Raw genomic sequence first — 14,419 nt, forward strand, 5'->3', positions numbered from 1 at the left:
CGCCTCTGTCGTCGTGGCGCTCCCATGAAGAACCTGGCCCATAGCGCATCCTTTGATTCGGACGAAAAGTATGCGCCATCAAAGCCTGGGATCAAACACCTAGGGGGCCCAGCAACGCGCACGTCAGCCAAGCTATCTTTGACTCGCCGGGTCCGGAGACCGCCAGGCTGGATTATACCCGACAAATCTTGTTAGGCTGCCGTTCTGGGGGTCGCACGATGAACGAGGTTGAAAAGCTGGCCGTCGAGGTTGTCGCGACCGGCCTTGGCTGGCCCGAGGGCCCGACGGTGCTGCCCGATGGCCGAATTGTCATCGTCGAAAGCTATCGCAGCCAGCTGACGGCCATAGATCGCGACGGAAGTGCTCGCCAGTTCGCGTATGTTGCCGGAGCGCCCAACGCCTGCGTTCTCGGATCGGATGACCTGCTCTATGTCTGCCAGAACGGCGGCACGACCGGACCTTGGCGGGCCGCGGACATGACGACGCCATCGATCCAGCGGGTTGCCGAAGGCGGAAAGCCGGAAATCCTGCTGAGCGAAGTCGCGGGCATTCGGCTCAATGGGCCAAACGATCTTGTATTTGCTGCTGACGGCCGGCTCATCTTCAGCGATCCCGGCACATACAACCCGGGGAATCCGGACCCAAGCTACATTTTTGCCGTCAACCCCGATGGCAGTGCTTACCTTGCTCTCGGTTTCGACAAGCCGACCTTCCCCAATGGTGTGGCGATCGAAGCCGACGGCTCGATCATTTGGGGGGAGTCCTATACGGGGCGCGTCAAGCGGCAGCGTCCGGATGGTTCCGTCGAAGACCTGGGCCGCTTGCCTGGGGCCAATCCGATCCCGGACGGGCTGAAGGTCGGAGCCGATGGCCGCCTTTATGTCACGGATATTGCCGCCAACGGCATTCACGTTCTGAAGCCCAACGGCACAGCGGAGGGTTTCTTCGTCTGCGGCAAGGCAACGACCAACTGCGTCTTCTCGGGCGAGATGCTTTGGGTGACAAATGCCGGCGTGCTGGCGACCGGCAGCGATCCCTCCTTTGAGGGAACACTCTCCTGCGTGCGTGTTCCGGGAGGCGGTGGACCGACGCATCATGGTCGCATCGGCGGAAAGCAACCGTGAGTAGCTCCTCGTCCGCCTCAAACACAGGCGATGACCGCGGTGCCGGCGGTGCGGCATCGTCTGCTTCGATGGCGGCGTTGAAGTGCCTGTACAGCGTGGCCGCGGTCCGCGTCGCCGCGCGGCGGACTTTGCCACGCCCGGTGTTCGACTTCGCCGATGGCGGTGCCGAGGATGAGCGAACGCTGCGCCGGAACGAGCAAGCTTTTAACGAGGTTGCCATTCTGCCGCGACCACTCAACGGTGCAACGACGCGAGACCTTTCCCTTGACCTCTTCGGCGCGAAACTTGCCATCCCGCTGGGCATAGCGCCAACCGGCCTGGCTGGGCTGTTCTGGCCCGACGGCGAGCGCGCAGCCGCCCGAGCCGCAGCGGCCGCAGGGACATTCTACTGCGCCAGCCACGGATCGGTCTGCACGCTGGAGGATATAGCAGCCACCGGAAGTAGCCCACGGTGGATGCAGGTGTTCGTCTATACCGATCGCGGCTTCACCCGAGAAATGGTGGATCGGGCGCGTGCCTCAAGCTACGACGCGCTGGTGCTCACCATTGATAACCAGATGCTTGGCAACCGTGAACGCGACATCCGCAACGGTTTTGCCATCCCGCCGCGCTTCGGTGTGGCCGGAACCCTCGCGGCCGCCACCAAGGCGGCGTGGCTTCTTCGTATGCGCACCCGACTCCCGAAACTGACTTTCGGCAACTACGCGCGCCCCGGAGATACGGCGATGGTCGGTGCATTGGCGGGCCGAATGGCCGCAATGCTCGATCCCGGACTCTCCTGGGCCGATGTCGACTGGCTGCGCACTGTCTGGTCCGGACCGTTGTTGCTGAAAGGCGTCCTGCATCCCAGCGAAGCCGCCGAGGCTGTAGCCCGAGGAATCGACGGCATCATCGTATCCAATCATGGGGGACGTCAGCTTGACGGCGCCGCCGCATCCCTGGACGCGTTGACGGCGGTTGTCGCGGCTGTCGCCGGCCGCGTACCAGTGCTTATCGACGGCGGCATCAGGCGAGGCTCTGACGTCGTCAAGGCCCTGGCGCTCGGCGCCTCGTGCTGTCTGATCGGGCGGCCGCAGTTGTGGGGGCTCGCGGTCGCCGGCGAGGAGGGGGTACGCCACGTGCTCGAACTCTACCGCAAGGAGATCGACCGCGTCATGGGACTGATGGGCGCGCGGAGCCTGCGCGACCTCGGGCCGGACTGTATTTCGTTCGTTCAGGGAATGGGGCCGCTACATGATTGAAGACCCACCACTGCTCACCATCAAGCGCCGTTTCGAACGGCCCGCAGCAGAAATCATCAGTGCTTTTGCGGGCGTGCCGGTTAGCCAGGTCGTAGACGCGATGGGGGGACGCGGCGCCTTGCATTATGCGATCAAGCCACTGTCGCCAGCTACTGCGACGATGGTCGGCGTCGCCGTGACCTGTCACTGCGGTCCCGCCGACAACCTCGCCCTGTTTGGAGCACTGGATGCCGCAGCAAGTGGCGATGTCATCGTCGCGGCCACCGACAGCTTTGCCGGTACCGCGGTAACTGGCGATCTCGTGCTCGGCATGGCGCGCAACAAGGGGGTCGCCGGCTTCATCACTGACGGCCTGGTGCGCGACGTTGTCGGGATCGAGGCGGTCGGGTTGCCGGTTTACTGTGCCGGGGTCATTGCGAATTCGCCTGCGCGAAATGGTCCAGGCACGGTCGGATTCCCGGTGGTGCTGGGAGGAGTGACTATCTCGCCGGGAGACATACTGGTCGGCGACCGCGACGGTGTCGCCGTGGTGCCTCGCCTGGAGGCTGAGACTGTGCTGGCCCGGCTCTCCGCCATCAGGGCGGCTGAGAAAACTCTTGATGGCCTGGTGCGGCAAGGTCTCGAGATGCCCGACTTTGCCAAGGTCGTCCTCAAATCGAACAGGGCGCGCTTCGTTGACTGAGATGTGAGCTTCTCTAGCTGCGGGACATATGAAGCGCAACACGATTTCGTCCTTCCGATTTGGCACGAAACAGAGCCAAATCGGCGGCATTGACGAAATCGTTTGGCGTCTCGTTCTCGGTGGGCACCGCTGTTGCGACGCCGACGCTGATGGTCACGCGATCCGGGCCGTGGGGTATGTTCAACTCCCGCACGCTCTGGACGAGCCGCTCGGCGATCGCACTGGATTGTTCCAGTATAGTGTCGACCAACACGATGACGAACTCTTCGCCTCCGTACCGCGCAGCGAGATCGGTGGAGCGGCCGGAACCGCTCTGGATTACGCGGGCGATTTGCTTGAGCACATCGTCGCCGGCCATATGGCCATAGGTATCGTTGTATCGTTTGAAGTTGTCGGCATCGATCATCAACAGCGACAGTGGGGACTGTGCGCGAAAAGCGCGTTTCCATTCAGCCGCCAGATATTCGTCAAAATAGCGCCTGTTGCCGAGACCCGTCAGGCCATCGATCCGCGTCAGACGTTCAAGCTCTAGATTTGCACTGATCAGCTGTCGCTGGCTTTCCCTCAGCGCTCGGTGTGCCGAGTCTCGCTGGACGTGATCCAGATAGGCCCGCGTGTGATATCGAATGCGTGCAATCAACTCGATACGATCCGGCAGTTTGACGAGATAGTCGTTCGCGCCCGCAGCGAAGGCTTCGCCCTTGGTGGCTGGATCTTCCTTGCTCGACAGCACAATGACTGGCACCGCGCGTGTCGACGCATGCTTCCTGTATTCTCGCACCAGATGCAGCCCATCGACCCCTGGCATCACGAGATCCTGCAGGATAACGGTTGGCTTTACCTCATCCGCGACCGTCATCGCTCTCAACGGGTCGGTGCAGAAGTGTAAGGAAATATCGGGCTCGTTGGCTAGAGCGCGCCTGACCGCCTCGCAAACCATGATCTGATCATCGATGAGCAGAACCATGGATGAATAGTTATCTGCGAGTGGCGGGACCAACTCTGGTTCTTGCGTCATCGGAAGGGGCCTTTCACGTGGAGCGCTCGCAGGCTTCGATTATACGTGAGCCGATCGCACCCAAAGGAAGAATATCAACAGCCGCGCCGATGTCGGCGGCGGCCTTCGGCATGCCATAGACGGCACTGGTTGCTCTATCCTGCGCGATTGTGAGATGCCCCTTATCACGGAGCTGTCTCAGCCCGCGCGCACCATCCCTGCCCATGCCTGTGAGCAGAACACCAATCACCGGGCCAGGCCACCATTGCGCCGCACTTTCGAAGAACACATCTACGGACGGCCGATAAACATTGTCCTTGGGGCTGGGCGTATAGCCAAGTTGCTGAGCTGACTTGAAAACCAGATGATCCGCAGAACTGGCAACGAGAACGGTGCCCGCTTGAGGGCTATCCCTTTCCCCCGCCGGACGGATCGGGAGACGCGTATGCTGCCCTAGCCAATCAACAAGGCCTGGAACGAACTGAGCATCGAGATGCTGGACGAGCACAATCGCGCCGCCAAAATCAACGGGAAACGCGCTCAGGACTGCGGCAACGGCAGCCGGCCCGCCCGCAGAGGCGCCGATTGCTATCAGGCGTCGAGTTGACGGCTCAGCCGCACGTGACATCCGCCTTTTTGCCTGGGTAGGCGCATCACCGATCAGCTTGCCTATCGTTAGTATCTTGTTCGTCAAAAGCCGGGCGGATTGCGAGGACGCGTTGCCTTCGATGCCCACTGACGGAATATCGACTGCGTCAAGCGCGCCATGACCCATTGCTTCGTAGACGTCGGCGAGGTTGGCTTCGATACTGGCGGTCACCAGCAAGATTGAGCACGGGGTTTCCGCCATGATTCTGCGGGTCGCTTCCACGCCGTCCATCTCTGGCATCGCTAGATCCATGAGTATCAGATCCGGCAGATCACGTCTGCAGACCTCGACCGCCTCACGCCCATTAGTCGCGATCCACGCGACCTGATGTTCGCCGGTCAACAGAACCAGTCGACGCAGAAGTTCAACCGCCATCGGCATGTCGTTAACTACGCCGATTCTCATTCGCTGGCTTCCAATCTCGATCTCATTCAGCCGCCTCGCCAATCATGTCCACGACGGCATGGATCAGCGCCTCGTCCTGAAAACTACTCTTGGTCAGATAATAGTCCGCACCTGCGTCGAGCCCGCGCGCGCGATCTTCTTCCCGATCCTTGTATGAAACGATCATAATGGGTGTGTTCTTGAGATCAGCATCCTTTCTGATCAAACTCACCAGCTCGATGCCATCCATGCGAGGCATGTCGATGTCGGTGACGACGAGATCGAAAGGACCAGACCGGACGGCATTCCACCCGTCCATGCCGTCTACCGCCACTTCGACCTCATAACCGTAATTGCCGAGCATCTTGCGCTGGAGTTCGCGAACCGTCAGTGAATCGTCAATCACGAGCACGCGCTTGCGCCTGCTCGCTTCGGGACCGCCCGCGGCGCGCCGAAGAGCTCGAAATCCGCTGGACGATGCAAGCTTTTCCACCGATCGGATCAGATCGTCGACGTCGAAGATCAGAACAGGCGAACCGTCTTCCATCAGGGCCGCTGCGCTGATGTCCTTGATCTTGGCAAACCGTGGATCGAGAGGTCTGATCACTAACTCGCGTTCCCCGAGAAAACGGTCAACGATCAGGCCGTACGCATCGCCCCGACCCGCATCCACGACGACGACCGATAGTTCGTTCGGTTCCGATCCGGGCTCACCTCGATCGAGCACCTCGCGAGCGGTGACCAGCCCGATCTGTCGATCGTTCAATCGAAAATGCGGCCGGCCCTGCAGGACGTTGATCTCCGTCCGTTGCAGTTTCAAAGTCTTGGAAATGGCAGCGAGTGGAAAAGCATAGGGCTCTCCATCGACATCGACGAGCAGCGTGCGGAGGACCGACAGTGTCAGCGGCAATTGCAGTTGAAATCGGGTTCCGTGGCCAAATTCTGAGGAGACGCTTGCGACTCCCCGGACTTCCTTCGTCATGGCTTGCACTGCATCGAGCCCCACACCGCGACCTGAGACGTCGGTAAGGCCCGCTTTCATGGAAAAGCCTGGCAGAAACAGAAACGCGAGCAATTCGCTTTCGCTGAGTGTTTCAGCACTTTCCCTGGTTGCAAGTTGCCGGGCGACGACGGCCTCGCGCAGCTTCGAGAGCTCTATCCCCCTGCCGTCGTCCACCACGGCTATCTGCAGCAGCCCGGCATTGTGCCTCGCTTCGAGCCTGATGAGCCCCTCTTCGGGTTTGCCCATCGCGAGGCGCTCCTCAGGCGGTTCAAGCCCATGGTCTACAGCGTTGCGCAGAAGGTGCCCCAAAGGGGCATCGAGCTGCTCGAGGATATCGCGGTCGATGCCGGTCGAGCCGCCTACGATCTCCAGTCGCACCCGCTTGCCAAGGGTACGACCGAGGTCGCGGATCATTCTCGCATAGTGTCGCACGCCGTCCTCAAAAGGCCGCATCCGGCTCGCCAACGTTTCGTCGTACAATCTGTTGGCAAGATCGGTCGCTTTCCGATCCACTGAATCCAACTCATCGAAACGCTCCGCCAGGAACGCTTGGCTCAACCGAAGCTTTCGCTGCGCTTCAGCCAGCGCCTCCACCGCCGCCGCATCGTTTGAAACCGGCGGCAGCACTGCATGAAGATTGTCGAATGCACTTGCGAGGTCCGATTGAAGTCGCTTCAGCCGTAGCAGCCCGTCAGCGAATGGCCTGAGCCGCCGAGCTTCCATCAGCGACTCGCCAGCCAGCCCGAGCAATCGGTTCAGGCTGTCTGCCGTCACCCGAACCATTCTATCAGAGCTGATGCTGCCGTGGGCTTGCGGCACCGCCCCAACGAGGAGGTTCGCTGAAGAGGTCGTCGCCAGTTGCTCCTGGGCATGATCTGGAGTTGCGAAATCAGCTGCAGAATCTTGGGGCCCGGGCTTTGCCTGGGGGAGGGACAACCCCTCGAACTTCGCGAGAAAGGTTTCGACTTCTGAGTTGGCGCTTTCGCTCGATGATCCCGATGCGATCAATTTCAAAAGGTCAGAACCTTGCAGAAGCGCGTCTATATGCTCCCGTCGCACCCTCAGATGCCCGCGTTGCGCTGCGACCAGGCAGTCTTCCATCGCATTTGCAACTTTGACTGCGGGCATCAGGTCGATGATGCGGGCAGCTCCTTTCAGGGAATGCGCGGCACGCATGCATGCTTCCAGGGCGTCGGCGGCGATAGGATCGCGTTCGAGTGCCAGAAGTCCAGAGGTCAGAGCCCGTGACTGCGTCTCCAGTTCGGCCTGGAAGAGGCTGAGCATCGAAACCTGGCTGAAGTCTTCATCTGTCATGCGATGCTCCGATCCAGCATCGTGAGCAGTTGTCGTGGATCGAGACAGCCAACGGCTCGTCCTTGCCATGGCAGCACGGCAACCGTAGCGGCCGACAGTGCCTTGCCAATCATGGCCGGAACAGCGAGAGTGTCGCGTTCCTGGTACCGATGTAAGCCGTGGATCTCATCAACCATAAAAGCAACCCGCTTGTCGCGCTCGCCTACCACGACAAGGCGGCGAAATACCTTGGTTCGTGTGCCTTGTTCCCCTTCCTTGCGCTCGTCTATCCCGAGCAATTCGGCCAGGGACAGGCAAATAAGCAATTCACCACGGACATTCGCAATGCCGAGCAGTGCACTGTTCCTGCGATGTGGAAGTGAATGAACGCGACGAGATTCAGCCACTTCATGAAAAATACCGACCGGAAGTGCCAGCCATTCCTCCCCCAAACGGAAGAGAACGGCCGTCTGCAGCGCGTCGCTGTCTGCCGAATCGATCCCTGCACGACCAGCCTTGTCAGGCCATTCGTCGCGAGATGCCGAGGGAGCTGCACGGTCGAGGAGGCGTCGTGCGATCTTCTTGTAGGTCGGGCAATTGCGGCAGTGGAGATGCTGCTCTAGTAGCGGACATGACTTGTCACCCCGTACGCCTATTTGCCGCCAGCAGTCGTTGATTTCGATCTCCTCCACCGGCTGAGCGATCCTTGTCGAAGCCGCCATCAACTGCCGCTCCTTTTCTGGACCCGACCCAGCCGGCCGGCCAGCGCCTCGGCGCCGTTATGGTCGCCTTGCTTGCTAAGCAGCAAGGCCAGATGGACAAGAGCTTCTCGATGATTTGGCGCGAGATAGAGCGCCTTGCGATAACTTTGCGCGGCTTCGGGTGCAGAACCATCCGCATCCTGGACGAGGCCCAGCAGGTAGAAGATTTCTGCGGAAGGACCGAACTCCCTGAGATGCGCCAGGGCGACCTCCTGTGCCTCCTTTACGCGTCCTGCATTGGCGATCCGTTCAACCGCGATGAGGCTTTCCGAGGCGCGTGCAAGCGGCTTGGCCGGAGCCTGCCCGCGGCGTTCATTGCCAATTGTCGGTCGGAACGGACGAAGAGGCTCGCTCTTGTTGACCTTAGGGCTTGGCGTCCGCACCGGGACGGCGGCCGAAACCTTCGGTGCCGTGGTCTTGACGGGCTCCGATTTCAGAAAGGCGAAGGCCAATGGCCATTCAGCGGAAAGAAAGCCATGCACCCTTGGAAGAGCTGCTTCCGCCGGACCGACCAGAAGAAGTCCGTCTTTGGCCAGCAGGTCCTTCAGGCAGATCAATGCGCGATCCTGCAGCTCTCGATTGAAATAGATCAGCAAATTGCGGCAAAGCAGGATGTCATAGACCTCTTGCCCGAAAGGCGCGTGAGAACCGAACAGGTTTCCTACCATGAACCGAACCTGTTTCAGCACCCCAGCAACAGGCCGCAACCCGCCCTCGGCCGCTTCGAAATAGCGATCCTTGAATTCTAAATGGCTGCCGCGAAACGAATTGCGGCCATAGATGGCGTGTTCAGCCGTCGCGATATTGCGGCTGCTGACGTCCACGCCATCGATCTTGAACTCATGCGCCTCAAAGCCGGCATCGAACATGGCCATGGCGACCGAGTAAGCCTCTTCGCCGGTTGAACATGGCAGGCTCAGGATTCTTATCGGCTGAGCAGGCTTGTGCGCGCGCGCATGCCGCGCCAGCATCGTGAACGCTTCTCGGTCGCGAAAGAACCAGGTCTCTGGGATCACCACCGCATTGATCAGCTCCTGCAGCTCCTGCGAGGAACCGGCCAAGTGTTGCCTATAGGCCTGAGGGTTGGTTATCCGGCATGCTTCCATCCGTTCTCTGACCGCCTGACGAACCACTGTCGGACCAACGCTGGCACTGTCCAGTCCAATGGTTTCCGTCAGGAGCTTTTCTATTGCTCCGGTCATTGATCACCTATTGCCGCCTGGCGGAGCAAAGCGTTACGAATCTCTTCCGAAAGCAGCGCTTCCACTTTGACCCACTGAATGATCTCCAAACCATCGGAAGCCACCGGCCCAAGATAGGGCGGGGTTCCTGGTTCCAGTCCGAACGGCGCGAAATCGGCCGGGTCTCGCTCGATCGTATCCGTCACCCGTTCCGCGATCAGCCCCAGCAGGCGTCGCTCGCCATCATCCGCCGGATAGCGCGTCACAACGATCCGGGTGCTCAACAGGCGCTCCGATGGTCGGCCAAGCGCAAGAAGGGTGACATCGATCAGGGGGATGGGTATTCCGTTATAGCTGACCAAACCCACCACACCAGTTGGCGCACCCGGAAGAACTTTCACGTCGATATAGGGCAGCACCTCTTCAATTTTGTGGACATCGATCAAGTAGCGATCCGGACCCATGCTGAAGGCGAGGAATAGCATTGTCACCTCCTACTGCCGGCTCGCTATGCTCGTAGCTTGAACCTCGATATGCTACTTCGCATGCCGCCTGAGACTTGATTGAGCTCGTCGATCGCGAGCGTCGATTGCTGAAGGGACTCGACTGTTTGCTGAGCTGCCTCGCTTAGCTGGGTTAGCGTGTCGCTGATCTGCCCCGCGCCGGTCGCCTGTGCTTGCATGCCTTCATTGGCGACTTCGAAACGTGGCACCAGCCCCTGAACCTGCTGAATGATCTCGAAGAGTTGCCCGCCGACCTGCTGGATGTCCTGCATACCCCGACGGACCTGCTCGGAAAACTTGTCCATGCCCATCACCCCGGCCGCGACTGCCGACTGGATGTCCTTGACCATTTGCTCGATATCGTAGGTGGAGACAGCTGTCTGGTCCGCGAGCCTTCGGATTTCCGTCGCCACCACTGCAAAACCCCGGCCATATTGGCCTGCCTTCTCCGCCTCGATGGAAGCGTTGAGCGACAATAGGTTCGTCTGATCGGCCACTTTGGTGATGGTCGTCACCACCTGATTGATGCTGCCGGCTTTCTCGCTCAGGATCGCCAGTTTGGAATTGATCGCGCCAGCCGCTTCCATGACCTGCTGCATGGTTTCTTCCATACGGGTCAGCCCCGCTTGCCCCCCGCCAGCCACGGCAGCGGTTTGTTCGGCAACTGTGGAGACCTCGTTCATCGTGCGGACCAGTTCGTTTGATGTGGCGGAGATTTCCTTGGCTGTCGCTCGGATTTCTGTTGTGGTCGCTGCGATTTCAGTCGCAGTTGCCTGCTGTTGCTTGGAGGTGGCGGCGATCTCAGTTATCGACGTGCCGACCTGTATGCTGGACCTTTGAACCTGACCAATGAGGGTTGTGAGATCGTCCGCCATTGCGTTGAAGCCGTCGGCAAGCACGCTGAATTCGTCTCGGCGCCTCAGATCGAGCCGTTCGCTGAAGTCGCCTTGCCGCATCAATTGAACCGCGTCGACCAAACGGGTGAGCGGACCTGTAATGGCGCGAAACAGCTGGTAACCCAAAAGAAGGGCTAGCCCGAGGGCTATCAACAAGCCAACGCTCAAACCGACTTCGGCCGTTCTGACGATCGAGCTGATCCGCTGCGTCGCGCTGTTTGCCTCGCCTCTGTGATCCTCAACCATGGCCTGCAGAGCGGACTGCAATTTTACAAAGATCGGCTCTACTTCGTTCTTGATAGCTGGGCTTTCATTGGGAGTTTCACCTTTCGACAAGGCAGCCCGGCTTGTTTCCAGCACAGCAGTTTCAGCCAGACGGAATTGGTTGGCGAGTTGTTTGACGGCTGCATAATTCTGCTTGTCGATATCGGAGACGATCGTTGCCTCATAGTCGTCCATCGACCGCTGCACCTGGTTGCGATTGGTCGTGATCGCGTTTTCAACCGTGCTTCTGTCTGACGGGTTGTCCTGAAGGGCATATTCCTGAAGCAGACTATGGGCCGCCATCTGGCCCGTCATGATCTCGGTACTGTGATAAAGGTCCGGAAGGATGCCCTTCTCGACCTCAGTCGCCTCCTCCCCCGCCTGAAGAAACCAGGCGTACGCGATGAGGGCTATCACGGACATGACCACCAGAACGGCTGCGAAACTGACGAGGATGCGGTGGCGTATTGTCAGACTCTTCATGGAACCGGTTCACCAATGGGGGGCATCGTGGGCTGCGCGACAAGCGCTCGTTCCGACATATTCGAAAAGGTGCGTCGAAAAGCGGTAGTCTGATGCTGAATGGTTTCTTTTCCGTTCCATAGCTAATGATGGCGAGGCGGCTCGCCAATCGGCGCCGCCAGAAGCGGTGGTCAAAGGACGACTGCCGTCCACGCACATCAGCCCGAGATCGGCTGGATGGCACGCCGCGTCAGGAGGAGCGTGGATGAGCTGCTTGAGGCCACGAATTGAATGACTGCTTAGGCCAGGTCGAGGCAAGAAAGCCGACGTCCTGCTTGCTGCCCCTAAGCTGCCAGGCGGGAACGCGCCTCATATCAGCCGTCCAGCATGATCGTCGCTACTGAAAGCGGAATCGCCGAAGCCAGATGTCGCAAACTGGCCAGCGCGTAGATTGGCGTCGAGTGCGGGTTCGGCATTTGCAGGTGACGATAACTAAATGGCAAGCGCCCCCGCCTGAGGCCCTCAGGACTAAAAGATCTTGAGAAAACCAGTTTCAAATGCGCATCCTCAAGCGGCGGCCGCCCACCGCACGAGGATGGGCACAACGTGACGAGCGCTCTGGAGCCTAGAGAGAACTGACCCGACACCACCTTCCTTTGCGGCATTGCGGCGGCGCAAAAAGATTACGAGATGGAGCAGGCGTATTGCCAAATGGGTCCACCAGCGAGAGTTCGCGTTTTCCGCCTCGGCTGTGAACCCCACTTCCATTCGCTGGTCTTGCTCAGGTCGAGGTCTACTTTGCCATCGAGGGCTCATGTTGCGGCTCATAAGCAGGCGGTTGGGTAGGTCTCGGCCAGCACACGGCCCGGTGGCACTCACTGCGGTCCACACCGCAGTTGAAACTGACCACCCGACCCAGGGTTCGAAGACGGTCCCCGATCGGAACACCGAGCAGAGTGTGCTCGCGCTCCTCAAGTCACCGATATCCTTGGTGAAGACGTTGAAGGCGTGTGCAAAGGACGCCTCGACATCGGCGGAGTGATTAAACGGCTCGGCTACCGGATGCTTAGACATCGTTGACAAGGGTGCTATGGGATCATAACGTACCTGACTGGTATAACAGGTATGCCACATGATCGGAGTTCTGATCAAGCAGCGGAAGCTTTCGGACGAGGTGGCAGCGCACCTCGAACGGATGATCCGAGAGGGAGAGTTGGCCGAAGCCGACCGTCTCCCATCTGAACGGGAACTCATGCGGCAGTTCGGGGTAGGGCGGCCTTCCATCCGTGAGGCGCTGCTGCATCTGAGCAAAATGGGCCTTGTCGAGGTAAAATCGGGGGAGCGTGCCCGCGTCACTCGACCCACTCCTCAATTCGTGATTGACGCCCTTTCAGGGCCGGCTCGGCACATGATTTCGGCGCCGGGAGGGGTTCACGACTTCCAGAGCGCGCGCTTGTTTTTCGAGGTCGGTCTTGCCCGCAACGCCGCTGTGCATGCTACCCCGGAAGACATTGACAGCCTCAAGGAGGCGCTCGAACTCAACCGGCAGTCGATCGGCGATCTGGCGCGCTTCGAGCGCACGGACGTAGACTTCCATTACGTGCTGGCGGTAATCACCCGCAATCGGATCTTTACAGCTATTCACGCGGCCTTGGCTGAATGGTTGCTCGAACAGCGTCGCACCACATTGGCCAAGGGTGAAGACCGCAAGGCTTACCAGGCTCATCGCGAAATCTTCGAGGCCGTCGCCGCGCGCGATCCAGACGCGTCAGAGACGGCCATGCGCAGCCATCTCGAATATGTGGCCAAGCGGTATCTGCAACTTGCGAGGCCCAAGTGATGACCGGATTTGTCGTCTGGGTCGATTTCCGCCTGAGGCCTGGTGCCCGGGACAGATTCCGAGAACTTGTCGACGCCAATGCGACCGCCTCGATGCGCACCGAGGCCGGCTGTCGCCGCTTTGACGTGACGGAGGCGCGCGGCGAACTGGATCGGGTCCTGCTCTATGAGATTTACGATAGCGAGGCCGCATTCGAGGACCACTGCCGCACCGCTCATTTCGACGAATTCAATACGCAGAGCGCGCCGCTCGTCGTGACCAAGTTGGTGACGACCTGCGACCTCGTTCTTGAAGCCACGCATTGAAGCGAACATAGGCGGATTGGCCCATTGGGGCGAACGGGAGGAAGTGCATGTCGGAGCCAAGTCTCAGGGCGTTAGCTTCTCACAGGCGGGTCAAGCTCGGTACGCTCGTCGCCGAGTTCGCCACGCCGGGAATCGGTCACATCCTGAAGTCCGCTGGCTGCGATTTCGTCTTTTTCGACATGGAGCATTCGGGATTTAGCTTGGAAACGCTGAAGAGTGCGATCCGTTATTTCGAGGCGGCTGATCTGCCGGTCATGGTGCGTGTGCCGTCGCAGGACTACCATTTCCTCGCCCGCGCCATGGACATGGGCGCCGAAGGCCTGATCGCGCCGATGGTGAGCAGCGTCGAACAGGCGCAGCACATCATCAACTCCATGAAATACCACCCTGCCGGCGCCCGCGGCGTGGCGCTGCAGATCGCTCATGACCGTTACCGGCCAGGCTCGGTCGCTGACAAATTCGATGCCGCCAACAAGCGCTCGACGTTCATCTGCCTGATCGAGACCGCCGACGGCGTCAAGAACATTGACGGCATCGCGGGACTGGACGGGGTCGATTGTCTGTGGGTCGGACATTTCGATCTGTCCGTCTCGCTCGGCATTCCTGGCGACTTCGCCCACCCCACTTTCACTGCTGCAATGGCCAAAATCGTTGCCGCCGCCAAAAAGCACAACAAATCGCTTGGACGCTTGGTGCCCAACGTCGCCCAGGGACACGAGTTCTACGCACAGGGCTTCGATTTCATTTGTTATTCAGGCGACGTTTGGGTCCTGCACGACGCGATCGCCGACGCGGTTTCCAAGATCCGGGCCGGGTGCCAATAGGAGCGGAGGA

14 protein-coding genes are annotated in these 14,419 nt (G+C 60.0%); 6 read left to right on the forward strand and 8 right to left on the reverse strand.

Features of this window, described 5'->3' with window-relative positions; translation table 11 throughout:
• Nucleotides 1-218 precede the first annotated feature (218 nt).
• From NKJ76_RS29430 to NKJ76_RS29440, 3 genes are all read left to right on the forward strand, one after another.
• Entirely contained in the window at nt 219-1,124 is a 906-nt protein-coding gene (locus NKJ76_RS29430) for an SMP-30/gluconolactonase/LRE family protein (RefSeq protein ID WP_023693321.1), read from the forward strand.
• Between the two features lie 68 nt (nt 1,125-1,192).
• Nucleotides 1,193-2,365, forward strand: coding sequence for an alpha-hydroxy acid oxidase (locus NKJ76_RS29435; RefSeq protein ID WP_352539005.1), 1,173 nt, complete (start codon nt 1,193-1,195; stop codon nt 2,363-2,365).
• On the forward strand, nt 2,358-3,047 hold the full coding sequence (locus NKJ76_RS29440) for an RraA family protein (protein WP_023682289.1): 690 nt from the start codon (nt 2,358-2,360) through the stop codon (nt 3,045-3,047). The genes NKJ76_RS29435 and NKJ76_RS29440 overlap by 8 nt, the downstream gene beginning before the upstream one ends.
• A gap of 13 nt (nt 3,048-3,060) precedes the next feature.
• Here NKJ76_RS29440 and NKJ76_RS29445 read toward each other — a convergent pair whose 3' ends face one another.
• The 8 genes from NKJ76_RS29445 to NKJ76_RS29480 all read right to left on the reverse strand — a co-directional run bounded on the left by NKJ76_RS29445 (nt 3,061) and on the right by NKJ76_RS29480 (nt 11,997).
• Nucleotides 3,061-4,014 carry a response regulator gene (locus NKJ76_RS29445; RefSeq protein ID WP_023669440.1) on the reverse strand — a complete coding sequence of 318 codons (954 nt, stop codon included), beginning with the start codon at nt 4,012-4,014 and terminating at the stop codon, nt 3,061-3,063.
• 64 nt (nt 4,015-4,078) lie between these two features.
• Nucleotides 4,079-5,098 carry a chemotaxis response regulator protein-glutamate methylesterase gene (locus NKJ76_RS29450; RefSeq protein WP_352539006.1) on the reverse strand — a complete coding sequence of 340 codons (1,020 nt, stop codon included), beginning with the start codon at nt 5,096-5,098 and terminating at the stop codon, nt 4,079-4,081.
• 22 nt (nt 5,099-5,120) lie between these two features.
• Complete coding sequence (locus NKJ76_RS29455; protein WP_352539007.1) at nt 5,121-7,394, reverse strand: hybrid sensor histidine kinase/response regulator; 2,274 nt, start codon at nt 7,392-7,394, stop codon at nt 5,121-5,123.
• Nucleotides 7,391-8,095, reverse strand: a complete 705-nt coding sequence (locus tag NKJ76_RS29460) for a chemotaxis protein CheW (protein WP_023705671.1) — start codon at nt 8,093-8,095, stop codon at nt 7,391-7,393. Before NKJ76_RS29460 ends, NKJ76_RS29455 begins: the two co-directional genes overlap by 4 nt.
• On the reverse strand, nt 8,095-9,336 hold the full coding sequence (locus NKJ76_RS29465) for a CheR family methyltransferase (RefSeq protein ID WP_352539008.1): 1,242 nt from the start codon (nt 9,334-9,336) through the stop codon (nt 8,095-8,097). Before NKJ76_RS29465 ends, NKJ76_RS29460 begins: the two co-directional genes overlap by 1 nt.
• Nucleotides 9,333-9,800, reverse strand: a complete 468-nt coding sequence (locus tag NKJ76_RS29470; RefSeq protein WP_352539009.1) for a chemotaxis protein CheW — start codon at nt 9,798-9,800, stop codon at nt 9,333-9,335. The genes NKJ76_RS29465 and NKJ76_RS29470 overlap by 4 nt, the downstream gene beginning before the upstream one ends.
• A 23-nt stretch (nt 9,801-9,823) precedes the next feature.
• Nucleotides 9,824-11,461, reverse strand: a complete 1,638-nt coding sequence (locus NKJ76_RS29475) for a methyl-accepting chemotaxis protein (RefSeq protein ID WP_023689447.1) — start codon at nt 11,459-11,461, stop codon at nt 9,824-9,826.
• A gap of 353 nt (nt 11,462-11,814) precedes the next feature.
• Nucleotides 11,815-11,997: a hypothetical protein gene (locus NKJ76_RS29480; protein ID WP_156936023.1), complete on the reverse strand. Its 183-nt coding sequence runs from the start codon at nt 11,995-11,997 to the stop codon at nt 11,815-11,817.
• A gap of 575 nt (nt 11,998-12,572) precedes the next feature.
• Between NKJ76_RS29480 and nanR the strand changes: the two genes are divergently transcribed.
• From nanR to NKJ76_RS29495, 3 genes are read left to right on the forward strand one after another with little or no spacing between them, the layout of a single operon-like run.
• Nucleotides 12,573-13,280 carry a transcriptional regulator NanR gene (gene nanR / locus NKJ76_RS29485; protein WP_023682279.1) on the forward strand — a complete coding sequence of 236 codons (708 nt, stop codon included), beginning with the start codon at nt 12,573-12,575 and terminating at the stop codon, nt 13,278-13,280.
• Nucleotides 13,280-13,585 (forward strand): putative quinol monooxygenase, encoded by a 306-nt coding sequence (locus tag NKJ76_RS29490; protein ID WP_023669450.1) that lies wholly within the window; start codon nt 13,280-13,282, stop codon nt 13,583-13,585. Before nanR ends, NKJ76_RS29490 begins: the two co-directional genes overlap by 1 nt.
• A 47-nt stretch (nt 13,586-13,632) precedes the next feature.
• Nucleotides 13,633-14,409 (forward strand): HpcH/HpaI aldolase family protein, encoded by a 777-nt coding sequence (locus tag NKJ76_RS29495; protein ID WP_023807875.1) that lies wholly within the window; start codon nt 13,633-13,635, stop codon nt 14,407-14,409.
• Nucleotides 14,410-14,419: the final 10 nt, after the last annotated feature.

Source organism: Mesorhizobium sp. M0029 (assembly GCF_040323735.1).
In the GTDB taxonomy this organism is placed as follows: Bacteria; Pseudomonadota; Alphaproteobacteria; order Rhizobiales; family Rhizobiaceae; genus Mesorhizobium.